General features: G+C 64.8%; 24 protein-coding genes. 16 read left to right on the top strand and 8 right to left on the bottom strand.

The genetic code is table 11. The features are described from left to right. Positions 1–5 precede the first annotated feature (5 nt). The 12 genes from G7Z99_RS07290 to G7Z99_RS07235 all read left to right on the top strand — a co-directional run bounded on the left by G7Z99_RS07290 (position 6) and on the right by G7Z99_RS07235 (position 9,503). Positions 6–1,013, top strand: coding sequence for a DUF481 domain-containing protein (locus tag G7Z99_RS07290; RefSeq protein ID WP_181092903.1), 1,008 nt, complete (start codon positions 6–8; stop codon positions 1,011–1,013). Between the two features lie 282 nt (positions 1,014–1,295). After that, entirely contained in the window at positions 1,296–2,027 is a 732-nt protein-coding gene (locus G7Z99_RS07285) for a HugZ family pyridoxamine 5'-phosphate oxidase (protein WP_181092902.1), read from the top strand. Between the two features lie 65 nt (positions 2,028–2,092). Beyond that, on the top strand, positions 2,093–2,554 hold the full coding sequence (locus G7Z99_RS07280) for an FxsA family protein (RefSeq protein WP_181092901.1): 462 nt from the start codon (positions 2,093–2,095) through the stop codon (positions 2,552–2,554). Positions 2,555–2,823: 269 nt separating this feature from the next. Further along, positions 2,824–3,117, top strand: coding sequence for a co-chaperone GroES (locus G7Z99_RS07275; protein WP_060392695.1), 294 nt, complete (start codon positions 2,824–2,826; stop codon positions 3,115–3,117). 44 nt (positions 3,118–3,161) lie between these two features. Beyond that, positions 3,162–4,805, top strand: coding sequence for a chaperonin GroEL (gene groL, locus G7Z99_RS07270; protein WP_181092900.1), 1,644 nt, complete (start codon positions 3,162–3,164; stop codon positions 4,803–4,805). 225 nt (positions 4,806–5,030) lie between these two features. Continuing rightward, a complete protein-coding gene (locus G7Z99_RS07265; RefSeq protein ID WP_181092899.1) occupies positions 5,031–5,252 on the top strand; it encodes a type II toxin-antitoxin system HicA family toxin in 222 nt (73 codons plus the stop codon). Continuing rightward, the gene (locus G7Z99_RS07260; protein WP_181092898.1) at positions 5,249–5,650 is read left to right on the top strand and encodes a type II toxin-antitoxin system HicB family antitoxin; all 402 of its coding nucleotides are present in this window, start codon (positions 5,249–5,251) and stop codon (positions 5,648–5,650) included. Before G7Z99_RS07265 ends, G7Z99_RS07260 begins: the two co-directional genes overlap by 4 nt. A gap of 148 nt (positions 5,651–5,798) precedes the next feature. Beyond that, entirely contained in the window at positions 5,799–6,482 is a 684-nt protein-coding gene (colR, locus tag G7Z99_RS07255) for a two-component system response regulator ColR (RefSeq protein ID WP_181092897.1), read from the top strand. Continuing rightward, positions 6,472–7,800: a sensor histidine kinase gene (locus tag G7Z99_RS07250; RefSeq protein ID WP_181092896.1), complete on the top strand. Its 1,329-nt coding sequence runs from the start codon at positions 6,472–6,474 to the stop codon at positions 7,798–7,800. Before colR ends, G7Z99_RS07250 begins: the two co-directional genes overlap by 11 nt. 103 nt (positions 7,801–7,903) lie before the next feature. Beyond that, positions 7,904–8,584: a class I SAM-dependent methyltransferase gene (locus G7Z99_RS07245; protein ID WP_181092895.1), complete on the top strand. Its 681-nt coding sequence runs from the start codon at positions 7,904–7,906 to the stop codon at positions 8,582–8,584. Between the two features lie 5 nt (positions 8,585–8,589). After that, positions 8,590–9,288 (top strand): lipopolysaccharide kinase InaA family protein, encoded by a 699-nt coding sequence (locus G7Z99_RS07240; RefSeq protein WP_181092894.1) that lies wholly within the window; start codon positions 8,590–8,592, stop codon positions 9,286–9,288. Further along, positions 9,288–9,503: a hypothetical protein gene (locus tag G7Z99_RS07235; RefSeq protein WP_181092893.1), complete on the top strand. Its 216-nt coding sequence runs from the start codon at positions 9,288–9,290 to the stop codon at positions 9,501–9,503. The genes G7Z99_RS07240 and G7Z99_RS07235 overlap by 1 nt, the downstream gene beginning before the upstream one ends. 61 nt (positions 9,504–9,564) lie before the next feature. On the opposite strand, the gene G7Z99_RS07230 is transcribed toward G7Z99_RS07235, so the two are convergent. The 7 genes from G7Z99_RS07230 to G7Z99_RS07200 form a co-directional block, all read right to left on the bottom strand. Next, positions 9,565–10,662 carry a DUF1513 domain-containing protein gene (locus tag G7Z99_RS07230; protein WP_181092892.1) on the bottom strand — a complete coding sequence of 366 codons (1,098 nt, stop codon included), beginning with the start codon at positions 10,660–10,662 and terminating at the stop codon, positions 9,565–9,567. A 2-nt stretch (positions 10,663–10,664) separates the two neighbouring features. Further along, the gene (locus G7Z99_RS07225) at positions 10,665–11,729 is read right to left on the bottom strand and encodes an imelysin family protein (protein WP_181092891.1); all 1,065 of its coding nucleotides are present in this window, start codon (positions 11,727–11,729) and stop codon (positions 10,665–10,667) included. Between the two features lie 17 nt (positions 11,730–11,746). Then, on the bottom strand, positions 11,747–13,174 hold the full coding sequence (locus G7Z99_RS07220) for a di-heme oxidoreductase family protein (RefSeq protein ID WP_181092890.1): 1,428 nt from the start codon (positions 13,172–13,174) through the stop codon (positions 11,747–11,749). 171 nt (positions 13,175–13,345) lie between these two features. Next, positions 13,346–14,680 carry an imelysin family protein gene (locus G7Z99_RS07215; protein WP_181092889.1) on the bottom strand — a complete coding sequence of 445 codons (1,335 nt, stop codon included), beginning with the start codon at positions 14,678–14,680 and terminating at the stop codon, positions 13,346–13,348. A gap of 161 nt (positions 14,681–14,841) precedes the next feature. Then, positions 14,842–16,893, bottom strand: a complete 2,052-nt coding sequence (locus G7Z99_RS07210; RefSeq protein WP_181092888.1) for a putative bifunctional diguanylate cyclase/phosphodiesterase — start codon at positions 16,891–16,893, stop codon at positions 14,842–14,844. A gap of 307 nt (positions 16,894–17,200) precedes the next feature. Further along, positions 17,201–17,797, bottom strand: a complete 597-nt coding sequence (locus G7Z99_RS07205) for a superoxide dismutase (protein WP_181092887.1) — start codon at positions 17,795–17,797, stop codon at positions 17,201–17,203. Positions 17,798–17,966: 169 nt separating this feature from the next. Beyond that, on the bottom strand, positions 17,967–18,566 hold the full coding sequence (locus G7Z99_RS07200) for a LysE/ArgO family amino acid transporter (RefSeq protein ID WP_181092886.1): 600 nt from the start codon (positions 18,564–18,566) through the stop codon (positions 17,967–17,969). 123 nt (positions 18,567–18,689) lie between these two features. Here G7Z99_RS07200 and G7Z99_RS07195 point away from each other — a divergent pair, with 123 nt between their 5' ends. The 3 genes from G7Z99_RS07195 (at position 18,690) to G7Z99_RS07185 (ending at position 21,522) form a co-directional block, all read left to right on the top strand. Next, positions 18,690–19,580: a LysR family transcriptional regulator ArgP gene (locus G7Z99_RS07195; protein ID WP_181092885.1), complete on the top strand. Its 891-nt coding sequence runs from the start codon at positions 18,690–18,692 to the stop codon at positions 19,578–19,580. Positions 19,581–19,629: 49 nt separating this feature from the next. After that, a complete protein-coding gene (locus G7Z99_RS07190) occupies positions 19,630–20,616 on the top strand; it encodes an NAD-dependent epimerase/dehydratase family protein (protein ID WP_181092884.1) in 987 nt (328 codons plus the stop codon). 75 nt (positions 20,617–20,691) lie between these two features. Continuing rightward, the gene (locus G7Z99_RS07185) at positions 20,692–21,522 is read left to right on the top strand and encodes an ATPase (RefSeq protein WP_181092883.1); all 831 of its coding nucleotides are present in this window, start codon (positions 20,692–20,694) and stop codon (positions 21,520–21,522) included. 20 nt (positions 21,523–21,542) lie between these two features. On the opposite strand, the gene G7Z99_RS07180 is transcribed toward G7Z99_RS07185, so the two are convergent. Next, complete coding sequence (locus tag G7Z99_RS07180; RefSeq protein ID WP_181092882.1) at positions 21,543–22,592, bottom strand: alkene reductase; 1,050 nt, start codon at positions 22,590–22,592, stop codon at positions 21,543–21,545. Positions 22,593–23,083: 491 nt separating this feature from the next. Here G7Z99_RS07180 and G7Z99_RS07175 point away from each other — a divergent pair. Then, the coding region (locus G7Z99_RS07175) for an IS110 family transposase (protein WP_181092881.1) at positions 23,084–23,904 on the top strand (821 nt) is incomplete at its 3' end.

Genomic DNA, 23,904 nt, shown 5'->3' with positions numbered 1-23,904 from the left:
CGCTCATGTATCCACGTCTTCTGTTGTGCCTCACTGCTGTTGCGCTGTCCTCGCCTGCGTTCGCCGATACCGTCTGGATGAAGAACGGTGATCGACTCAGTGGCAAGATCAAAGTATTCGATGGCGGCAAGCTGCTGCTCGAAACGCCCTATGGCGGTTCCATCGCGCTGGACTGGAAGCAGGTCAAGACCCTCGAAAGCGATCAGGAACTGCTGGTCAAGCAGGACGCCTACAGCGGCGAAAAGGCCAAGGCGCTCACGCCCGCCGACGCAGGCAAGGTCACCCTGGCCAACGGCGAGGCGCCCAAGACGGTGGAGCTGGCGTCCATCCAGCAGATCCTCAAGCCCAAGCCAGTGGTGCAGGACCTGGTCTGGAAAGGCAACGTCGACCTGGCGCTGGACTACAAGCGTGCCGAGAACGACACCGACGACTACGACATCGACTTCAAGACCACGGCGCGGCACGGTCGCTGGCGGCACAGCGCCGAGGGCGAATACAACCGCGAGACCAAGGACGACGTGACCACTACGGACAACTGGAGCGCCGAGTACGCCCTGGACCGCTTCCTCACCGAGCAGTGGTTCTGGCAGGGGCGTCTGGAGTACAAGCGCGATCACGTGGAAGACCTGGCGCGCCAGCGTACGGTCGGTACCGGCCCGGGTTATCAGTTCTGGGATGACGAGCTGGGCGCCTTCTCTCTGGGCGGGCTGTTCAACCGGACCGACTACGAGTATGCCGAAGGCGGCAAGGACGACTTCTATTCCGTGGCAGTCAAGTGGGACTACAACCGTTACCTGATCGGCAAGAAGGTCGAGCTGTTCACCAACGGCGAGCTGGGCAAGCCGCTGGGCAATGTGGCCGACTATGCGCTGGATGCCGAGGTCGGGTTGCGCTACAAGGTCACGGACTGGGCGTCGCTGAACCTCAAGGCCGAGAAGGACGTGATCAGCGGGACCAGCGGGAGCGACCTGGACAAGACGCGGTATACGGCAGGGTTCGGGGTGGCCTGGTAAGCGGAGAGCGGGCTGTAAGCTGCACGTATAGGCGGGGCGGAACCTTTGCCTTGCCACAGAGCAGTGTGGCTGGTTTCATGGGCCCTGCGGGCCCAATCGCGGCACTGGGGCCGCTCCCACAGGTGACTGAGATAGCCTGCCATGCCGCGGTGTGGCTACGGGTGTAGGAGCGGCCCCAGTGCCGCGATTGGGCCCGCAGGGCCCATAAATCAGCCCCTCCTCACGTTCTGCCTTGCCCGAATCTCAACGCCCTACACCTGCCACTTGCCACGGAACCCGACCATGAGCGCCACCCCCCTGCGCAACGCCCGCGAACTGCTGCTCAAGGCGTATCAAGGTGTCCTCTCGACGCATTCCAAGGCCATGCCGGGCTTTCCCTTCGGTTCGAGCGTGCCGTACTGCCTGGATGCCCAAGGCCAGCCGCTGATCCTGATCAGCCGTATCGCCCAGCACACCCACAACCTGTTGGCCGACCCCAAGTGTTCGTTGCTGGTCGGTGAGCGCGACGCGGTGGACGTGCAGGCCGTAGGGCGCCTGACGGTTCTGGCACAGGCTCGCAAGCTGGAAGATGCCGAGGCGCTGGACCTCGCTGCCCAGCGCTACTACCGCTACTTCCCGGAGTCGGCCGGCTACCACCAGGCGCATGCGTTCGATTTCTGGGTCCTCGAACCCGTCCGGCATCGCTACATCGGCGGCTTCGGTGCCATCCACTGGCTCGATCAGGTCACCCTGGCCAATCCGTTCGCCGGTGCCGTGGAAGCGCGCATGCTGGCGCACATGAACAGCGACCATGCCGAGGCCATCGCCCATTACGTTCGCCTGGCCGGCCTGCCTGAAGCGACGCCCGCGCACCTGGTCGGGCTGGACAGCGAAGGGTTGCACCTGCGCATCGGTCATGCGCTGCATTGGCTACCGTTCCTCACAGTTTGCAACACGCCGACACAAGTGCGCGAAGCCTTGGTGTGCCTGGCTCGCGCGTCCCAGTGGCCGACCGTTGAGGCCGTCGCGGGTTGAAATAACGATTGATTGCATCCATTTGGGGTCTTACTGGAAGGCTGTCTTCCGCAGAGGATCCCTTGATGCGTGTTTTTCTCCTGCTGTTCCTGATTTTCCCGGTGCTGGAGCTGTTCGTCTTCGTCAGAGTCAGCGCTGCCATCGGCTTCTTCCCGGCCCTGCTGCTGATCATCGCCGGTTCCGCGTTGGGCATCGTGGTGATGCGCCTGGCCGGCCTGGCCACGGCACTGCGTGCCCGTGAAAGCATCCAGCGCGGCGAACTGCCGGCCGAAGACATGTTCCAGGGCCTGATGATGGCGCTCGGTGGCGGCCTGCTGCTGATCCCCGGCTTCATCAGTGACGTGCTCGGCGTGCTGTGCCTGCTGCCGTTCACCCGCCGCTTGATCGCCCGCAAGCTGCGCGAGCGCGCCGAGGCGCAGACGCTGCGCCAGCGCGCGTTCAGCGACGATCCGCTGGCCGGTCGTCCTCAGGACCCGGGCCACCGTCCGAACGTCATCGAAGGCGAATACCAGCGCCGCGACCAGTGATCGAGGCGTCACCTGCGCCCACGACGGCCCCGAAAGGGGCCGTTCGCGTTACAGGCGGGCCGGGGACATGAAAAAAAATTTCAGCGGCCCACCTTGTAATCCTGATAGCCGACCTCATGTTGGAGTCACCGCAAGGTTTCTGCCGCCATTGGCGTCAGACATGACTTCGGTGGCCTGCCCAGGCAGGTCACCTCCGGCCACGCCGGACCGTATCAAACCCGCCGGTGTCGACACCGGCCGATGAAAACCACAATTGGGAGAGATCGACAATGAAGCTTCGTCCTCTGCATGACCGCGTCGTCATCCGTCGCAGCGAAGAAGAATCGAAAACCGCTGGCGGTATCGTCCTGCCGGGTTCGGCCGCTGAAAAACCAAACCGTGGCGAGATCGTCGCGGTCGGTACCGGTCGTGTGCTCGACAGCGGTGAAGTGCGTGCGCTGGCCGTGAAAGTGGGTGACAAGGTCGTGTTCGGCCCGTACTCGGGCAGCAACACCGTGAAGGTCGACGGTGAGGACCTGCTGGTGATGAGCGAGAACGAAATCCTCGCCGTCATCGAAGCTTGATTCCCCGGTTTCCGGTAACCCCAGCATTTAAGGATTGAACGATCATGGCTGCTAAAGACGTAAAATTCGGTGATTCCGCCCGCAAGAAAATGCTCGTTGGCGTCAACGTGCTGGCTGATGCGGTAAAAGCGACCCTCGGCCCGAAAGGCCGCAACGTGGTCCTGGCCAAGAGCTTCGGCGCACCGACCATCACCAAGGACGGCGTTTCCGTCGCCAAGGAAATCGAACTCAAGTGCGCGTTCGAGAACATGGGCGCCCAGCTGGTGAAGGAAGTCGCTTCCAAGGCCAACGACGCTGCCGGTGACGGCACCACCACCGCGACCGTCCTGGCTCAGGCCATCGTCAACGAAGGCCTCAAAGCCGTCGCTGCCGGCATGAACCCGATGGACCTCAAGCGCGGCATCGACAAGGCCACCGCCGCCGTCGTCGCCGAACTGAAGAACCTGTCCAAGCCATGCGCCGATTCGCGCGCCATCGCTCAGGTCGGCACCATCTCGGCCAACTCCGACAACTCCATCGGTGACATCATCGCCGAAGCCATGGAAAAAGTCGGCAAGGAAGGCGTGATCACCGTCGAAGAAGGCTCGGGCCTGGAAAACGAACTGTCCGTCGTCGAAGGCATGCAGTTCGACCGTGGCTACCTGTCGCCGTACTTCGTCAACAAGCCGGACACCATGGTCGCCGAGCTGGACAGCCCGCTGCTGCTGCTGGTCGACAAGAAGATCTCCAACATCCGTGAGCTGCTGCCGGTGCTGGAAGCCGTCGCCAAGGCAGGCCGTCCGCTGCTGATCGTTGCCGAAGACGTCGAGGGCGAAGCCCTGGCGACCCTGGTCGTCAACAACATGCGTGGCATCGTCAAGGTCGCTGCGGTCAAGGCACCTGGCTTCGGCGATCGCCGCAAGGCCATGCTGCAGGACATCGCCATCCTGACCGGTGGTACCGTGGTCTCCGAAGAAATCGGCCTGAGCCTGGAAACCACCACCCTGGAGCACCTGGGTAACGCCAAGCGCGTCATCCTGTCCAAGGAAAACACCACCATCATCGACGGTGCTGGCACCGACGCCGACATCGAAGGCCGCGTCAAGCAGATCCGCGCCCAGATCGAAGAGACGTCCTCCGACTACGACCGTGAAAAACTGCAAGAGCGTCTGGCCAAGCTGGCCGGTGGCGTTGCCGTGATCAAGGTCGGTGCAGGCACCGAAGTCGAGATGAAAGAGAAGAAAGCCCGCGTCGAAGACGCCCTGCACGCCACCCGTGCAGCCGTCGAAGAAGGCGTGGTGCCTGGCGGTGGCGTGGCCCTGGTACGTGCCCTGGCTGCGATCGTCGACCTCAAGGGCGACAACGAAGACCAGAACGTCGGTATCGCACTGCTGCGTCGCGCTGTCGAATCCCCGCTGCGTCAGATCACTGCCAACGCCGGTGACGAGCCAAGCGTCGTGGCCGACAAGGTCAAGCAAGGTTCGGGCAACTACGGCTACAACGCCGCGACCGGCGAGTACGGCGACATGATCGAGATGGGTATTCTCGACCCTGCCAAGGTCACCCGTTCGGCCCTGCAAGCCGCGGCCTCGATCGGTGGTCTGATGATCACCACCGAAGCCATGGTCGCTGACCTGCCGGAAGACAAGCCAGCAGGCGGCGGCATGCCAGACATGGGCGGCATGGGTGGCATGGGCGGCATGATGTAATAGCCGATCGGCCCGCGTGACCCCTGAAGGTCACATCGTGTAACAATGTTTGCACGAGCCTGCATGCGCAGGTGAGACCTCCGGAAATCCGGCATCAGTATCTGATGCCGGATTTTTTTATGTCAGGCTATTTTTCATGACACATCGTGTGTTGCCCCAGCCCACTTTATACCCCGCTGTTTCAATTACTATAACTCCAGGGTTATGATATTGGGTGAGACGGGCGTGCAAAGTAGACAATTGATGAAGGAGCTTGAGGCGGCGGGGTGGACGCTGGTTCGTGTGACGGGGAGTCATCACGTGTTCAAACATCCCTACAATCCAAATTCGATACCTGTTCCCCATCCAAAAAAGGATTTGCCAATCGGTACTGTCAAAAGCATCAGGGAGCGGGCGGGTTTGAAGTCATCAGATTCAGGCTTGCAAGCGAGCAGGAGGCAACCATGAGATACCCCATCTGCATCGAGTGGGGCGACGAACACACCGCCATCGGTATTCAGGTGCCAGATATTCCAGGAGCGGTAACGGCAGGAGATACGTTCGAAGAAGCGTACACGGCGGCGGTCGAGGTGGCCCACATGATGTTGGAGGACATCGCAGCGTCTGGTCAGGCCATACCCATGCCCTCCGATGCGTCTGTCCATCGGAGTAATCCCGAGTTTGCGGACAGGGGTTGGGGTCTGTTGGACATCGACATCGCACCCTATTTGGGCAAGACCGAAAAAGTCAATGTCACTCTGCCAGGTGTGGTCATCCAACGAATCGACCGGTACGTGCGCGACCACAATGTCAAAAGTCGATCCTCCTTTCTGGCAGATGCGGCGATGGAAAAACTGAGCCGATGAGTCGGCGACAGGGCATGCGCCGCCTGTCTCATCCGTCTCGTTGTGCGCCTCCGACACGGCTTTCTGTCCATGCAGCTTGAAGCCCTTCCCGTGATGCCCGTAAGCTGCGCCTGCCGCGCAGACCCACGAGCGCCGCACAGGAGACCCGATGCGCATCTTACTGGTTGAAGACAACCGCGATATTCTCGCCAATCTGGCCGACTACCTCGGCATGAAGGGCTACACCGTCGACTGCGCCCAGGATGGCCTGTCCGGGCTGCATCTGGCGGCCACCGAGCACTACGACCTGATCGTGCTCGACATCATGCTGCCGGGGATCGACGGCTACACCCTGTGCAAGCGTCTGCGCGAGGACGCGCGGCGCGATACGCCGGTGATCATGCTCACCGCCCGCGACCAGCTCGACGACCGCCTGCAGGGCTTTCGCTCCGGCGCCGACGACTACCTGCTCAAGCCCTTCGCACTGTCGGAGCTGGCTGCCCGCATCGAAGCGGTCCTGCGGCGTGCCCAGGGCGGCGGGAGGCGTGTGCTGCAGGTCGCCGACCTCACCTATGACCTGGACACGCTGGAGGTCAGCCGCGAGGGCCGTGCCCTGAAGCTCAACCCGGTCGGCCTCAAGCTGCTGGCGGTGCTGATGCAGAAGAGCCCGCACGTGTTGCGTCGCGAGGTCCTGGAAGAAACCCTGTGGGGCGACGATTGCCCGGACAGCGACAGCCTGCGCAGCCACGTGCACCAGCTTCGCCAGGTCATCGACAAGCCATTCGAGCGCCCGCTGTTGCACACCGTCCATGGCGTCGGCTATCGCCTCGCCGAGGGTCGTGATGGAGTTTAGACAGAGCCTTGCCCAGCGCATCATCATCGCCTTCGCGCTGATGAGCGCCCTGGTCGCAGGCGCCTTCGCCTTCGGCATCGTCGCCACCGTGCACCTGGTCGAGGAACGACTGATCTCGGCCGTGCTCGGCGGTGACCTGCAGCGGCTGCTGCGCATGGACAGCATCAGTGACTGGAGCCATCGGCCGCGGCCGGACCAGCTGTTCTATTTCAGCGACGGCCGGGACGACTTCGCCTTGCCCAAGGACTTGCATCACCTGACGCCAGGCTTCCACGAAGTGTTTCGCGACCAGTTGTCCTACCACGCCATGGTCGAGATCGTCGACGGTCGCCACTACGTGCTGCTGCAGGACCAGAGCGATTTCGAAGAGCGCGAGCGGGTGCTGTTCGCCGTGGTCGTGGTCGGTTTCGTGCTGAGCCTGGCATTGGCGACCTTCCTTGGCTGGATCCTGGCACGGCGGGTCATGGCGCCGGTCATCCGCCTGGCACGCCAGGTGCGTCACCGCGACCAGTTGCTGGGCCTGGCGCCGCCCCTGGCACCCGACTATGCCGCCGATGAAGTCGGGCAGTTGGCCGTGGCCTTCGACGACACCCTGGGGCGTCTGCGCGATGCATTGACCCGCGAGCGGCTGTTCACCAGCGACGTCAGCCATGAACTGCGCACGCCGTTGATGGTGCTGGCTACCTCGTGCGAGCTGTTGCAGGAAAACCCGGCCCTGGACGGTCGCGCCCGCAACCAGGTCGAGCGGATCGCCCGAGCCACCGAAGAGATGCGTGAGCTGGTCAAGACCTTCCTGATGCTGGCCAGGGCCCAGCGCGACGAAGGCGCAGTCGCCTCTCGGGCCTCGCTGCGGGAAGTGGCGGACGACCTGATCGGGGTCTGGCGCGACACCATCGAGCAGAAGGGCCTGACCCTGCATTACGAAGGTCGCGCCAATGCCGGCTCGGAGCTCTACAACGCGACTTTCCTGCAATCGGTGATGGGCAACCTGCTGCGCAACGCTGCGCATTACACCGACCATGGCTACATTCGCCTGACCCTGGAGGCCGACGGCTTCAGCGTGGAGGACAGTGGCGTCGGTATCCCCGAGGAGCAGCGCGAAGCGATGTTCCAACCGTTCGTGCGCGGCGACGAGCGTCGCGGGGAAGGGCTGGGGCTGGGGCTGTCGCTGGTCCAGCGGATTTGCGACGACCAGGGCTGGCAGGTGACGCTGACGACGACGCTGCCCCATGGTTGTCGCTTCCAGGTCAACCTGGCGCCCAACAAGGCCGCAGGTCTTGCCCCCGCGCTTCCTGGCCCGGAAAACGACCCTGCATGAACCGTCGGAAACGTCCGAATGGGCCGACGGTTTTTTCACATCGACGTGACCGGATGCCAACGTTCGTCTGCTTAAGGTGGCGCACCTTCTCCGGAGATGCGCGATGCACGACCCCATCAAGCTTGAGTTTTCCGAAAAATACGATTGGGAACACGCCCAGACCTACCTGCACAAGCACCAGGACAGTCTGGCCCGCAAACTCTCGCACCAGCGTGACGAACAGCTGGCCAGGCGCGCCTTGGCCCTGGCGGGCGACCCCGGCCTGGTACTCGATGTCCCCAGCGGGGCCGGGCGGTTCTGGCCGTTGCTGGCGGAGAAACCCAACCGGGTGATCATTGGCGCCGACTATTCGGCGGCCATGCTCGAAACCGCGTGCGCGGCGCAACCGCCCGAGGTGGTGGCCCGGGTGAAGCCGTTGCAGACCTCCGCCTTCGCCCTGGACCTGCCGGACAATGCCGTCGACAGCATCTTTTGCATGCGTCTGTTTCACCATGTAGGCCAGGCCGAACATCGGCGGGCCTTGTTGCAAGAATTCAAGCGCGTCAGCCGCGACAGCGTGATCCTGTCGCTGTGGGTGGATGGCAATTTCAAGGCCTGGCGGCGCAAGCGGCTCGAAGCACGCCGCCACCTCGAGCGTCAGGACGAACGGTACCAGAACCGCTACGTGCTGCCTGCCAAGGTGGTCGAGGCGGAGTTCGCCGCCGCCGGCTTCGCCATCCAGGAGCGTCTGGATTTCCTGCCGTTCTATGCGATGTGGCGCGTGTATCTATTGAGGAAGAGGTAGTGACGATGGCAGTAGCCCACGGGGCATCCCGACAATTCGAGTTCTACTGGAAACAGCAGGGCGAATGGGTCGAGGAACCCAACCAGCGTCGCGGCGGCGAAAGCGGTGTGCAACGCCTGCGCGACGATCAGGGGCAGACGCTGTACGCCAAGCGCCAGATCGGTCATGTGTACCGTACCCTGCTGCACCCGTTCGGACGTCCCACCGTGCTGCGCGAACTCGACGCCCTGCGCAGTTGCCAGGCGCTGGGTGTCCGGGTGCCGGCCATCGTCTTCTGTGGCGTGGAGCGCGACGCCGAACGGCAGTGGCGAGCGCTGTTGGTGAGCAAGGCCCTCGACGGCTTCGTCGACCTCGACACCTGGCATGCCCAAGGTGCGCGTCAACAGTACGGACAGGCCGTGCACGACGCTTTGCTGCGGGAGCTGGCAGTGAACCTGGCGCGTTTGCACCAAGGACACAGGCAACACGGCTGCCTCTACGGCAAGCATGTCTTCGTCCGGGTAATAGGTGAGGGCACCCAGGCCTCGGTCGAGGTCGCGTTGCTGGATCTGGAGAAAAGCCGTACACGGCTGAGCCGTCAACGCGCGGCAGGCAACGACCTGCGTCAGCTCAAGCGCCATTCGTCACTCACCGAAGCAGAATGGCAAAAGCTGCTCTACTTTTATCGAGAAGCGTTTGGCAGCGCTATCAAAGGGTTAGGGTAATGAAACTAGAAATAGCACGAGCTTTGTTTCTGGTGGCTGCATTGGTGGTCACCACGGCAGCCGCAGCCGCCTGGCACGAGCCTCGACCGCAGGTGCTGAGTTCACCGCAATGCCTGGCGCCTCGGGACGCCAAGGTGCCTGCCGTTGCCGAGCCGGATCAGGACCTGCTGCTGTTTCTGTTCGGCATGCGCCAGGGGCTGCGCGCCGGTAGCTAGCTTCCCGCACCGCTACCTGCGACCAAGGGGCCGTGACTGGCCCCGTGTTCGATACCGTGCCCTAGACCAGGTGCAGGTGATTGTCCCAGAAGCCCGAAGGCATCTGCAGGGGCTGGCCGATCGGTGCCGGTGTACGGCAATCGTAGTAACGGCATCGGCCTTGCCCCGACGTCACCACGAAACCGTCCTTCACCGCCCCGACCCCGGCACAATCGGGCATCGGTGCATCCAGGCGCACCTGGCCATCGTCCAGGCCCCAGACGAACAGCCGGTTGGCACGCGGTGCGGTCAGCGCCACCAGACGCAGTTCATCGTGGATGGCCACGCTGGCGGTGTACTGCGCCATCGAGCGCAGTTGTGCCTCCGGCACCGGGAAGGCCTGAAACGGCTGGCCCGGACGCTTGATCGCCAGCAGCTCGGCGGTTTCGTCGGCATCGCCCATGAACTGCTGGCAGGCCACGATGGTGCCGTCGCCGCCGATCGCCAGGTGGCGAACGCTGTTCATGGGTTGGGACAGGGTTTCCTTGCTGATCAGGCTGCCGTCGCGTCGCATCAGCACCAGGCTGGGTTCCATCGCGTCGAGGTTCATCTCCACCCGGCTTTCCGCTTCCGTGCGAATGCCGCCATTGGCCACGACCAGGGTTTCGCCATCCGGCAGCCAGGACACCTCGTGCGGCCCGATACCATGGGTCGACAGCTCGCCGGCCTGGACCAGGCGTTCACCGTCGAATCGGTACACACCGAGGACGCCACGCCCTGGGTCGGTCGTGTCGTTCTCGGTGGTGTACAGCCACTCGCCGTCGCGGTGAATCACCGCATGCCCATAGAAGTGCCGGTGCTGGCGCGAGGTGAGGGTCTGCAGCAGACGCCCGTCGCGCACGTCGATCAGGTAGCTCTCGGTGCCGGGGCGCCGGGCGACGAACAGCGCGACCGGCAGCGTCGGGTGGTCGATGATGGCGTGGCAGCGTTGCCCCACCTCAGTGGCGAACACCTGGCGGCCATCGAGCCGATAGCCGACGGCGTAGTGCTTGCCGTCGGCATCGTCGCGCGCCGACAACAGCAGCTGGCCGTCGGCCGTGTCGCGACGCAGGGTCCAGCCACGCAGCATCAGGGCGTTGAGCACCGTGCTACCGAATCGCTTGGCCTGGTCTCGCAACATGATCAGTCACCGTCGTTGGCATTGAAGCCCAGCTGGATGTTCAACGCCTTGGCCAGCTCGCCTTCGTGCAGGCGATGGACGACGTTGAGGCTGTCGTAGATCTGGTCGAGGGTCTGTTTGCCGGCGTCGTCGGTCAGCAGCTCGCCCAGGGTCTTCTGGTTGTCGCCCAGCCGCTTGAGTGCAGTGGCGTAGGCGTCGTCGATCTTGTCGGCCAGGGCGGCGTGTTCCTTGCCCAGCAATCCGCGCAGGCCCTTGTTGTCGACACCCACCCACAAGGCTTGCGCGGCCTTGAGGCTGGCTTCGATGCTCTTCATCGAGGCGTGGCTGCGCCAGGCTTCGGCCTGCAGCGGCTGGGCGATGCCCTTGCTCAGGCGACCCATCGGCGCGCCGAGCTTCTTCTTCAAGGTATCGAGCGCGGTGACCTGGGCGCGCAGCACATCGGCGATCGCCTCGTGGGAGTCGGCATAGCGCTGGTTGGGGAACGTGGTCATCTGCGAAAGCATGCCGTCGGTGGTGTTCCAGCCCTTGAGGATCTCTTCGGCCAGGGTCTTCTGGTGCTCGCCGATGGCGACCAGCAGCGGGCAGTAGCGGGCCTTCTGCTCGGCAGTGGCGATGTCCGGCTTGCTGTCGAAGAGGATGTACTCGTAGGCCGACAGGCCGCGTACCACGACGCTGGATTTGCCCAAGGTCTGTGCGTCGACGGGCGTGTCGCCGTTGACCAGCTGCTCGACCTGGCGCCCGACCAGGTTCTTCTTGTCCGGCCAGAACTGCACCTGCCAGGCGCGGTTGCCTTCGGCCAGCGGGCCGACCAGCAGCGGTTGCAGTTCGGCCCAGGCCTTCTGCGCGGCGAGGAAGTCGCTGCGGGCCGCTTCCAGAGTCTCCTTGCCTTCGCAGAAGGCCAGGGCGCTGGCGGCCAGCTGCCGATCGGCTTCGACCCAACGGCTGTAGGTCGGCAGGATCACCTGCTTGGCGATGGCGGCCGAGGTCACGGCTTGCGGGTCCTGCGGGGCGCAGGCGCCGAGGGCGAGTGCGGCGAGGCTGGTGAACAACAGTTTGGGTCGGAACATGCCCGGATCCTTTGCGCTTAGAGTGAGTTCAGGAAGGCCAGCAGCGCGGCACGCTGCTCGGCGTCGAAAGTCAGTACGTGGCGACGAGCCGCTTGCGCTTCGCCGCCGTGCCAGAGCACCGCCTCGAGCAGGTTGCGGGCACGTCCGTCGTGCAGCAGTTGCGTGTGGCCGCTCACCGCCTGGGTCAAGCCGACGCCCCATAGCGGCGGCGTGCGCCACTGCTGGCCGCTCGCATCGAACTCGCTGCGGCCATCCGCCAGCCCTGGCCCCATGTCGTGCAGCAGCAGGTCACTGTAGGGGCGGATGACCTGGTTGGCCAGTTCGGGTTCGACGCCGTCGGCCGCCGTGGTGAAGGTGGGGGTATGGCAGGCCGCACAGCCGGCCTCGTGGAACAGGCGCTTGCCGGCCAGCACCTGAGGCGCGTCGACGTCGCGGCGCGCCGGGACGGCGACATTGCGCGCATAGAACGTCACCAGGCGCAGGATGTTGTCGCTGACCTCCTTTTCGCCGTCGGCGCCATCGCCATTGGGCGCGCGCTGGCACTCGACCTGGGCGGGCGTGCAGTCGTCGTTCGGCAGCAAGGTGGTGGTCAGCCCCATGTCGCCCGCGAAGGCATGGGCGTTCTGCTGGTTGACGTTGGGTTGCCCGGCCTTCCAGCCGAAGCGTCCCAGCACCGTCGCCTGCCGCGCCTGGTCCCAGACCCGGTTCGGGCGCCCGCGGATGCCATCGCCATTGCGGTCGTCCGGGTCGGCATTGGCCAGGATCGCCGCTTCCGGGATCGCCTCGAGCAGGCCGAGCCCGATCATCGGCGGCGCGACCCGTGCCGACAGGCGCGTGTCAGGGTGCATCGGGCCGTACCCCAGCTGCGTGATGCGCACGTGAGGCCGGCGCAGCTCGACGGTGTAGCCGTCCGTGAAGCGGACCGGCTCGGCGCTGTAGTCCACGCGCACCTTGCCCTCCGGCGCAACGCCTGGCACGGCCATGTCCTGCAGTTGCGTGCCGTAGGTCGGTTCGGGAACCACGCCCAGGCGCTCGATTTCCTGCAGGTAGGCGGGCTGGTTGGGGATCGACAGGCGCACTAGCATCGACACGGCATTGCGCGCATCGGGCTCCGGGGGGTGCCCGCGACCGTCGCGCACATGGCAGTTCTGGCAGGCATTGGTGTTGAACAATGGGCCCAGGCCGTCGCGCGCCGTGGTGGTCGACGGGGCGATCACCCAGGGGCTGCGGAAGAAGCTGTTGCCGACGCTGAAATCCAGCCGGCGCTCGGGCGTCAGGTTGGCCGACGGCAGCGAAAACGCCTGGCGGTCCTGCCGTTGCACGGTCGTGGCGCCACCCGACAAGGCTTCGCCCGGCTCGGCCTGGGTGAAACGCGGCGCGTCATCACAGGCGGTCAGCGCACAGAGCAGCAGCAAGGGCGAGAGACGGAGCAGCGGCGAGGACATCGATGATCCTGGAGGGCTCGAGCGAAAAACAGGGGTGCAAGCTTAGCAGGCTGGCGAGGTATGAATAAGAGGGATTTGCGTTTGCCGGATGAAATCGACGTTAGTCAGGGGCCGGCTGCAGGGGAGGGGCGGCCTGAGGCGCCGCGAGCGACGCCTCAGGCCGGGGGCCGATCAGAACTCGTGATCGGCGGTGTCCGGGCTCAGGTTGGTGATGCCCAGCTTGCCTGCGGCCTGCTCGATGGTGCCGGTCTGCTTGACCAGCGCTGCGATGGCGTCACGCACGATCTGGTTGCCCGCGGCGTTGTCCGGCGCGATCAGCTGGTCGTAGTGTTCGCCCTTGAGCGCATGGTCGACCATGACCTGGATCTTCGCTTCGGTGGCTGCCAGGTCGGCCTTGAGCGCCGTGTCGGTGGCCGGGTCGGCCTTGGCCACCAGCGAGGACAGGCTCGGGCCGGTCAGCTTGGTGCCGTCGGCACGGGTGTATTCGCCCAGGTAGATGTTGCGGATGCCCTTGGCGTCGTAGAAGTGCGCGAAGTGGGTGTAGTCGCTGAAGCAGTCCTGCTCGTCTTCAGGCGAATTGGCCTCCAGGGACACCTTCATGCGCTCGCCGGCCAGTTCGCCCAGCGACAGGCTGCCCATGCCGAACAGCATCTTGCGCAGGCCATCGTTGACCGATTCGCCTTCCAGCGTGGCGCGGTAGTTGTCGGTGACGTTCGGTGCCCAGTTGGCGACCATTTCTTCCAGGTCGCTGACCAGCAGGTCGGTGACCGCCTTGAGGTAGGCGCGACGGCGGTCGTTGTGACCACCGGTGGCGCCTTCGCCTTCCAGGTAGTCGGAAGCCGGACGGTTGCCGGCGCCTGGGCCGGTGCCGTTGAGGTCCTGGCCCCAGAGCAGGAATTCGATGGCGTGGTAGCCGGTGGCGACGTTGGCTTCCGAACCGGCCAGCTCATTGAGGCTGGCGAGTTTCTCGGGGGTGATGTCCTTGACGTCGACTTTCTCTTCGCCCACCTGAATCTCGGTGTTGGCGATGATGTTGGCGCTGGCGGCCGGGTTGCCCAGGGCATGTTCGTAGCTGCTGTCGACGTAGTCGATCAGGCCTTCGTCCAGGGGCCAGGCGTTCACCTGGCCTTCCCAGTCGTCGATGATGGTATTGCCGAAGCGGAAGGCTTCGGTTTGCAGGTAGGGGATGCGTGCGGCGATCCAGGCGTCGCGGGCCGCTTTCAGGGTCTGGTCGTCCGGCTTGGCCAGGAACGCATCGACCGCGCTCTGCAGGGCCTTGGCGGTGCTGAGCGAGTCGCCATAGATGACGTAGGCCATTTCAGCGTAGTGCTTGACCACGGCCTTGCCGGCCGTTTCATCGACGGCGCCCGGGGCCACGGCAGGGGTGCTGGCGGCAGCGGGTGCCTGAGCGGTCGGCGCGGCAGTCTTGTCTTCCTTCTCGCCGCACCCGGCGAGGGCGATGGCGATGGCCAACAGGCTGGCGGAGGCCAGGGGCATACGAATCATGGTCGGTGTTTCCTGCGTCAAGGGAGTGGGACTGTGTGCCGGCGGCACGCGAAACCGGCACATAATGCGAAAGATTTGCATTTTATGTAAAGGGGTTGGCGCAAATCTCGAAGGTGAGGGTCGTTACAGGGCGTATCGCTCACCCAGCTCGGCGTCGCGCGTCAGAGCGCCGAGACCTGCGCCTGCCGGGTGTGCCGGATGAACTGTGTCAGCTCGCGTGCCGGCAAGGGCTTGCTGTAGTGGTAGCCCTGACCTTCGTGGCAGCCCTGGGCGATGATGTAGGTCTCCTGCTCGGCAGTCTCCACGCCCTCGGCGATCACCTGCATGCCCAGGCTCTTGCCCAACTGGATGATCGCCCGCACGATGGTGGCGTCGTCGTCATCGTCGATCAGGTCCTGGACGAAACTCTTGTCGATCTTGATCTTGTCCAGCGGCAGCGACTTCAGGTAGCTGAGCGACGAATACCCGGTGCCGAAGTCATCGATGGCGATCAGGGCACCGGAGCGGCGCAGGCTCAGCAGGTGCTGCGCCGCGGTGCTGATGTCTTCCATCAGGCCGGTCTCGGTGACTTCCAGCTCCAGGCTACCGGGTGGCAACCGGTAGGCCTGCAGCAGGTTGTTGACCACCCGCGGCAGTTCGTTGTGGTGCAGCTGGACGGTCGACAGGTTGACCGCCATGCGCAACTCGCTGAACCCTTGATCGTGCCACTCGCGCAACTGCCGGCAGGCCTGGTCGAGAATCCACTCGCCGATGGCGATGATGCAGCCGTTCTGTTCGGCCAGCGGGATGAACTGGTCGGGCGGCACCAGGCCCAGGCGCGGATGCTGCCAGCGCAGCAGCGCTTCGACGCCGACCACACGCTTGTCGCGGTAACTGATCTGCGGCTGGTAGACCAGGTAGAACTGATCGTGCGCCAGGGCTTCGCGCAGGTCCTTCTCCAACTCCCGTCGCCGACGGATCTCGCTGTCCACGCTGGCGACGTAGAACTGGTAGCGGTTGCGCGACCGGGCCTTGGCCAAGGTCATGGTCTGTTCGGCTTTTTGCAGCAGTTTCTCGGTGCTGTCGCCGTCTTCGGGGAACAGCGTGATGCCGATGGTGGCGCGCAGGCGAATCCGTTGCTGTTCGAGCGAGAAGGGCGCCTCCAGGTCGTCGAGGATGGTCTGCGCCAGCTCGGCGGCTTCGTAGGGCTGCTCGATGTTGGCCTGAACCAGCGCGAACTGATCCCCGCCCAGCCGGGCCAGCGCGCCCAGGCGACCGCTGTGGGCACGCAGGCGGTCGGCCAGCGCCAGCAGCAACTGGTCACCAGCCTGGTAATTGAACTGTTCGTTGATGCCCTTGAAGTCATCCAGCCCGAAGCACAGCACCGCCACGCGGCGCTGCAGGCGCCCGGCATCGTCCAGGATCATGTCCAGTTGCTGTTGCAGTTGCTGGCGATTGGGCAGGCCGGTGAGAAAGTCGTACTGGGCCATGCGTTGCAGGCTGCTTTCAGCCTCGTGGCGCAAATGCGTGTTGCGTTCGATGGAGGCCAGCAACTGGTTGGCGGTGTCGACCCACAGGCCCAGCTCGTTCTTCTCGTTGCCCTTGAGCTGCGGGATCTGGTGCTGACTGGGGCGGTCAGGGTTGATGTGCGTCAGGTGCTCGATGATCTTCGACAGCGGTTTGGTCAGCAGCCAGTGGTACACCAGGTACAGGACCAGGCCCATGGCCAGCGCGCGCAGCACACCCGAGACGAAGATGATCACCGCGTTGACCAGAAAGTCTTCGCCGTAGCGGGCGGTGTCCAGCGTGATGCGCAAGTCGCCGTAGTATTCGCTGTAGGGGCCGCGCCCCACCAATTGCGTGGTGAAGTTGCGCTCGCTGCCCAGGATCGGGTCGGTGAGCCAGCGCGTGGGCGTCTCTTTCATCGGGCGGGCCTTGTCCGCCAGCATGGTTTCGTTGGGGTGGCCGATCGAGGCCATGCGCACCGACTCATCCTGGAACAGGCCTTCCATGACCTGCATGCCCATCTCACGGTCCAGGCTGTAGACCGCCTGCGTGGAGGGGTCGCGGAACATGTCGAGGATGCGCTGGCCATCGGTGGCCACGGCCTGGCGCGTCTTGTAGGCATCGAAGACGATTTGCGCGCAGCTCAGAACGACGCCTACCGCCAGCGCCGACAGCAACACGACCCTCAGCAGCTTGACCGACAAGCTGTTCTTGAATTCCAGCTTCAACGGAGGTGTCCTTCATCCATGCGCGTGACGGCATACTGCCATTAAAGTGGCTCGCGCACTATCCACCGATGCTGCTCGGGCAGCGGGTTCGTTTCGTGGTGCGTGGCGGCGTCCTGATGACGCTATCGGCCGCTTCCTGGCGCTGCATGAGCGCCTCGTCGCTTGCCACTGCTTGATGTTAGCGTGCCATACGCGTGCGGCAAGTTGTCCCAGCGCATGACAGGATGAAAAAAGCCCGGCGGTTGCCGCGACGACGTTCGGGATCGAACGGCATCACGGCACGCGCCGGGCTCAGGAAACGTCGGGATCAGGCGGTGAAGGGCTTGCCTTCGAACTGCTGGGCGACGAAGTCCCAGTTCACCAGGTTCCAGAACGCTTCGACGTACTTCGGACGCACGTTGCGGTAGTCGATGTAGTAGGCGTGTTCCCAGACATCGCAGGTCAACAGCGGGGTGTCGCCATTGGTCAGCGGGTTGCCGGCGCCGATGGTGCTGGCCAGGGCCAGCGAACCGTCGGCCTTCTTCACCAGCCAGCCCCAGCCAGAGCCGAAGGTGCCGATGGACGTCTTGCTGAATTCTTCCTTGAACTTGTCGAAGGAGCCGAACGCCTGGTTGATGGCGTCGGCCAGCGCACCGGTCGGCTCGCCGCCGCCGTTGGGCGACAGGCAGTTCCAGTAGAAGGTGTGGTTCCAGACCTGCGCGGCATTGTTGAAGACGCCGCCCGAGGAGGTCTTGACGATCTCTTCGAGGGTCTTGCCTTCGAATTCGGTACCTGGGATCAGGTTGTTCAGGTTCACGACGTAGGTGTTGTGGTGCTTGTCGTGGTGATACTCCAGGGTTTCCTTGGAGATGTGCGGCTGCAGGGCATCGTGGGCGTACGGCAGCGGCGGCAATTCAAAAGCCATGGTCGTTCTCCTGTTCAGGTCTGTTTGCGAGGGGACGCAAGGCCGATCACGGGCGGCCTTCAACGCGTCGGCGAGTTTGTACTCTTTGCGACGCGGGGCCGGATCATAGCATCTGGGGAGCGGCAGACCGCAAGTTAGAGCTGAGGGACAGGGACAGGCAGCGTGCAGCTCACCCCACCACCAATTGCACCGCCACCGCGAACATCATCGCCGCGACCATGAGGTCGACCAGGCGCCAGGTGGTCGGACGCGCCAGCCAGGGGGCGAGCCAGGCAGCGGCCAGGGCCAGGGTGAAGAACCAGATCAGCGACGCGCTGGCGGCGCCGGCGACGTAGGCGCCTGGCACGGGCTGCTGGGCGCCGAGCGAGCCGATCAGCAACACGGTGTCGATGTACACGTGCGGGTTGAGCAGGGTCACCGCCAGGGCGCTGAGCAACACGGCCCGACGCGAGCGCAGGCCCAGACCCTGCTGCTGCGCGAGGCTCTGTCGGCTGCAGGCGCGCAGCAGCGCCTTGCTGGCGTACCACACCAGAAACGCCGCGCCGCCCCAGCGGGCCACGGTCAGCAGTATCGGGCTGTTGGCGAGCACCGTGGCCAGGCCGAACACGCCAGCGCTCACCAGCAGCGCGTCGCACAACACGCAGAGTGCGGCCACCGGCAGGTGGTGTTCGCGGCGCAGACTCTGGGCCAGCACGAAGGCATTCTGGGTGCCGATGGCCATGATCAGGCCCAAGGACACCAACAGCCCGTTGAGATAACTTTGCCACATGCGAGAAGTGCTCCCCTGACGTTGCCCGGTAGGCAACGCGATCGTCGATATGAAGGCGAGCATTCTGGCGCTGGCTACGATATAAGAAAAACAAATAACGCTGATCCGGCATTAGGGAAAACGATGTTCGACTACAAGTTGCTGGCCGCCCTGGCGGCGGTCATCGAGCAAGGCGGGTTCGAACGCGCCGCCCAGGTCCTGGGGCTGTCGCAGTCGGCCGTGTCGCAACGGGTCAAACTGCTCGAGGCGCGTGTCGGTCAGCCGGTGCTGGTGCGGGCCACACCGCCGTTGCCTACCGACGTCGGTCGCCAGCTGCTCAACCACGTTCAGCAGGTGCGATTGCTGGAGCGCGACCTGCAGCGCCAGGTGCCTGCGCTGGAGGCCGACGGCATGCCGGAGCGGATGCGCATCGCGCTCAATGCCGACAGCCTGGCGACCTGGTGGGCAGGCGCGATCGGGCCGTTCTGCGCGGCCCAGTCGCTGCTGCTGGAGCTGGTGGTCGAAGACCAGGACGTGGGCCTGCGGCGCATGAAGGCCGGTGAAGTCGCCGCCTGTCTGTGCGGCAGCGAGCGCCCCGTGGCCGGGGCACGCTGCCTGCCGCTGGGCGCCATGCGCTACCGTGCGGTGGCGAGCCCGGCCTTCATGACGCGCCACTTTGCGAACGGGTTTGACAAGGCACGGCTGAGTCGATTGCCGGCGATCGTGTTCGGCCCCGATGACTTCCTGCAACACCGGTACCTGGCCTCGCTGGGCCTCGAAGGAGGGTTCGTCCACCACTTGTGCCCCTCGGCCGAAGGCTTCTTGCGCATGACCGAGGCCGGGCTGGGCTGGGGAATGGTGCCGGAATGCCAGATCCTGACGCACCTGGAGACGGGCCAGCTGGTGGAGATCTGCCCGGACACGCCCATCGACGTGCCGTTGTACTGGCATCATTGGCGCAATGGCGGGATGCTGCTCGGCCACCTGACCGAGCACCTGCGACAGGCGGCAGCGCACTGGCTGGTGCCGTTGTAGGCCCGGCGGGCGTCTGTTGCATCTGGAATCTGGCAAGGCGAGGTCAAACATGCGAATTCTGGTCACCGGTGCGAGCGGCTTCATAGGCGGCCGTTTCGCCCGTTTCGCGCTCGAACAGGGCCTCGACGTCCGGGTCAATGGCCGTCGTGCCGAAGGGGTCGAGCACCTGGTCAAGCGCGGCGCGCACTTCATGCCGGGCGACCTGGGCGATGCACGTCTGGCCCGGCGCGTGTGCCAGGGTGTCGATGTCGTGGTCCATTGCGCGGGCATGCAGGGGCAATGGGGCGGTTATCAGGCGCTTCACCAGGCCAACGTGGTGACCACCGAGAACATCGTCGAAGGCAGCCTCAAGGAGCATGTGCGGCGGCTGGTCTATGTGTCCTCCTCGGCGGTGTATGGCCCGGGCCGCACCGAGATCCACGAAGACCCGCTGCCGCGTCGCTTGCGCGGCCCACAGGCGTTGACTCGCTTTCTGGCCGAGCAGAAGGTGTTCGGTGCCCAGGAGTTCGGCCTCGAAACGCTGGCCGTGCGCCCCCATCGGGTGACCGGCGCAGGCGATGCCGGATTCTTCCCGCACCTGATGCAGCGCCACCGCAAGCGTCGGCTGGCGATCATCGGCAACGGTCTGAACCGCGTCGACTTCACCAGCGTGCACAACCTCAACGATGCCTTGTTGGCCGCCGTCTTCGCCGAGGAAGACGCCCTGGGTCAGGTGTACAACATCAGCAACGGTCACCCGCTGCCGCTGTGGGACGTGGTCAACTACGTCATGCGTCAGATGGGGTTGCCGCCGGTGACGCGTTACTGCGACCCCGGGCTGGCCTATGGCCTGGGCGCCCTGAGCGAAGCCGTCTGCCGGGCCTGGCCAGGGCGTCCGCAGCCCAGCCAGTCGCGTCACGATGTGCAGGCCTTGAGCCAGGATTTCACCCTCGACATCAGCCGTGCGCGCCAGCGACTCGGCTACCGTCCCCAGGTCAGCCTGTGGGCGGCCCTGGACGAGTTCTGCACCTGGTGGAAGGGGCAGGGCGGTCAGTGAGGCCTCGCTGCCGAACGCTGGCCTGGACGGTTTATACTGGCGCCTCTTTTGGTTGCCCCCGTGGTGAAGCTTCAGATGCGTAACGATACCCACGATGATCCCGACGATGTCCCCGCGCTGCATGCCGGCGCCCGTGACGACGCCCCCTTGCGCGCTGCCCATGCTCATCCGCGCCCGACGCGCTCGGCCGGCACCGGGCCGCTGTGGGCGCTACTGGGCGCGGCGTGCATCGCCCTGGCCGGGCTGGGCTGGTGGAGCGCCCAGCAGATCGCCTTGCTCGAGCAGCAGCTGGTCGCGACCCAGGAGAGCTTCGCGCGCATCAGCGAGGAGGCCGCAGGGCGGTTGAACGTCATCAGCGGTCGAGTACAGGCCCGCGAGTCCAGCGTCAGCACCGACACCGAGGCCCTGAAGCTGCAGATTCGCCAATTGCAGGCCGCCCTGGACGAGCAGGGCAAGCAGCAGGACGGCGTGGTGGGCCAGGCGGGCGACCTGGGCAAGCGCCTCGAGCAAGCCCTGGCCGAATCCCAGCGTCAGCAGGCGGCCTTGAGCGAGGCGCAGGCACGCGTGCAGGAACAGGTGCAGTCGATCACCGCCGACCTGGCCACGCTCAAGACGGCCCAGGTCGACGGCCGCGCGCTGGGGGACGGGCTCAAGCGCCTGGACGGCGAGCTGGCTGCCTTGAAGCAGCAGGGCGACCCCACCGCGGCGCTCGACGCTCTGCAGCAGGACATGCTGGTGCTCAAGGCGCAGCTCGAGAACCGCCCGGCACCGAGTGCGACCGGCGGCGCCTCGGTGCAAGAGTTCGATGCCTTCCGCACCCAGGTCAGCCGCAACCTCAACACCTTGCAGAGTCAGGTGCAGAACCTTCAGCAGCAGATCAACGCCAGGCCTGATGCCCGGCGCTGACCCGCAGAGGTGTTGCCGTCTCAGAGGCGAGGGTAGTCGATGTAACCCACCGGCCCCTGGCCATAGAACGTTTCCGGACGGGCCGGGTTGAGCGGCGCGTCGGCTGCCAGTCGTGCCGGCAGGTCCGGGTTGGCGATGAAGGGCACGCCGAACGCCACTGCATCGGCGCGGCCTTCGGTCAATGCGGCCGTGGCGCTGGCCTTGTCGAAGCCTTCGTTGGCGATGTAGGGGCCGCCGAAGGCTTGTCTGAGCTGCGGCCCGAGGCTGTCATCGGCTTCCTGCTCACGGGCGCAGAGGAAGGCCAGGCCGCGGGCACCCAGTTCACGAGCGATATAGGTGAAGGTTTCGGCCCGGTTGGCGTCGCCCATGTCGTGGGCATCGGCGCGAGGCGCCAGGTGCATGCCGACCCGTTGCGCGCCCCACACGCCGATCACTGCATCGGTGACCTCCAGCATCAGCCGTGCGCGGTTCTCCAGGGTGCCACCGTAGCGGTCGTCACGCTGGTTGGTGCTGCTTTGCAGGAACTGGTCGAGCAGGTACCCGTTGGCGCCGTGGATCTCCACACCATCGAAGCCGGCCGCCTTGGCATGCTCGGCGCCGACACGGAAGGCCTCGACGACTTCGGCGATTTCGTCGGTCTCCAGTGCACGTGGCGTTGGGTAGTCGGTGATCGGGCGTACCAGGCTGACATGGCCTGCGGGCTTGAGTGCGCTGGGCGCGACTGGGGTGCGACCATCGAGGTAGGTCGGGTGCGAGATGCGGCCCACGTGCCAGAGCTGCAGGAAGATCCGCCCACCGGCGGCATGCACGGCCTCGGTCACCTGGGTCCAGCCACGGACCTGTTCCTGGGTCCAGATGCCCGGCGTGTCCGGGTAGCCGACGCCCATCGGCGTCACCGACGTCGCCTCGCTGAGGATCAGCCCGGCGCTGGCGCGTTGTGTGTAGTACTCGGCCATCAGCGCGTTGGGCACACGGCCTTCGCTGGCGCGGCAGCGGGTCAAGGGTGCCATGATGATGCGGTTGGGCAGGGGCAGGTCGCCCAGGGTGATCGGATCGAACAGCGTCGTCATCGGTTGGCCTCGGGGTCAGTGGCGCGCCAGGGCGCAGGGTTCTGCATTCGAGAGAACAGGTGGGCTGGGGTTCACTGCGCTTGCCTCGCGGGCAAGCCCGCTCCCACACCCGTGACCACCTCGCAGTGTCGCAGGCTGTCACGCCCCCTTGTGTGTGCGGCACCAATGTCGCGATTGGGCCTGTAGTCACACCGCAGCGCTGCAGGCCATCGCACCCTTTGTGGGAGATTCTATGGTTTCTGCCAAGTGCTGATGTGGGCCCTGGCGGGCCCAATCGCGGCACAGGGGCCGCTCCTTGTATCTCGACTTTTGCCTCCTTGCAGGCCAAAGTTCTCGACTGATCATCGAGGGAAGGCCATGAAGCAGAGCCGCTCCTAGGGCATCGAGCCCGCATTGTAGATATGCTCGGGCCTTCCACCCTCACTCGAACAGTTCGAACGGTATCTAGTGCCCGCCCCCGGCGTGAGCACGCATTCACAAGGTTGAACCGAGTGCTGGATGATCCCCCCTATCGTCTGAAGGAGAAGATCATGTCCGTTGTTGTTGGCGTCGATGTCGCCAAGCGATCTTTCGACATTGCTACCCCGCTTGCCAACGGCAAGGTCCGCACCAAGGCCAGACTGGCCAACGATTCAAAAGGCTTCGAACAGTTCGAGGCCTGGCTGCAAACCCACGCCGAGCCTGGCGCCTGGGTGGTGATGGAAGCCACTGGCACCTACCATGAGGCGCTGGCCGAATACCTGCATGCCCGTCACTATCGGGTCTGCATCGTCAACCCAGCGGTAATCGCGAAGTTCGCCGAATTTGAGCTGCGGCGCGTCAAGACCGACAAAGCCGATGCCAAGACCATTGCTGCCTATGCTCAGCACAAGGGCGACTCGCTGCGCCAATGGGAGCCTGAGCCAGAAGCTCAGCGACGTCTGCGAGCGCTGGTACGCCGCCTGGACGACCTGAAGGAAATGCGCCAGATGGAGCAGAACCGTCTGGATGTGGCGCCGCTGACGGTCCAGGCATCGATCAAGGCGGTGATCGGGCACATCACCGATGAGATGGAAAAGACTCGCAAGGCCATCGAGCAGACGATCGATGACGATCCGGACCTGCGTCGGCGTCGTGAACTGATTACCTCCATCGACGGACTGGGCGACACCACGGCAGCCTTGCTGCTCGCCGAGCTGGGCGATCCGCTGAAGTACGAAAGTCCCTCTGCCATCGTTGCGTTCGCTGGGCTGAACCCGATGGTTCATCAGTCAGGAGATAAGGTTGGCCAAACGACCATCTCGCGCGTTGGCTCGTCCAGGCTGCGGGCAGG

Source organism: Pseudomonas entomophila, from assembly GCF_013523165.1.
Taxonomy (GTDB): Bacteria; Pseudomonadota; Gammaproteobacteria; order Pseudomonadales; family Pseudomonadaceae; genus Aquipseudomonas; species Aquipseudomonas entomophila_A.
Note: the sequence above shows the minus strand (reverse complement) of the source record. Positions and strands in the feature narration are given on the sequence as shown.